The organism is Xenorhabdus sp. Sc-CR9, from assembly GCF_963897815.1.
Lineage (GTDB): Bacteria > Pseudomonadota > Gammaproteobacteria > Enterobacterales > Enterobacteriaceae > Xenorhabdus.
Genome location: NZ_CAWQTY010000137.1, coordinates 1 through 267, shown reverse-complemented (window position 1 = coordinate 267; position 267 = coordinate 1). Strand labels below are relative to the sequence as shown.

Annotated in this window: 2 pseudogenes; one reads left to right on the top strand and one right to left on the bottom strand. The window is 51.3% G+C overall.

The annotated features are described in order from the left end of the window. Positions 1-145: pseudogene (locus tag AACQ81_RS06505) on the top strand (transposase); the annotation flags it as partial. A 4-nt stretch (positions 146-149) separates the two neighbouring features. On the opposite strand, the pseudogene AACQ81_RS06500 reads toward AACQ81_RS06505, so the two are convergent. Further along, positions 150-267 (bottom strand): annotated as a pseudogene (locus AACQ81_RS06500) (IS5/IS1182 family transposase); the annotation flags it as partial.

Sequence of the window (267 nt, the reverse complement as noted above, 5' to 3'; positions counted from 1 at the left end):
AATACCGGGCGTGGGTCCGATAACTGCCAGCGTCTTATCATCGCAGCTGGGCGATGGTAAGCAGTATGGCTGTAGCCGGGATTTTGCTGCTTCAACCGGTCTGGTACCACGCCAGTACAGCACGGGCAGCAAGAATACGCTCTTAGTATCTATTCAGTATCTTTCCTGCGCAAGAGCAAAGCAAGGAATGCTAAGTTGACTAACTGAAGGCTGGTATTCAAATCCCCCTCACAGTTTTTCCACAGCCGCCGACACTTTTCTAGCCAG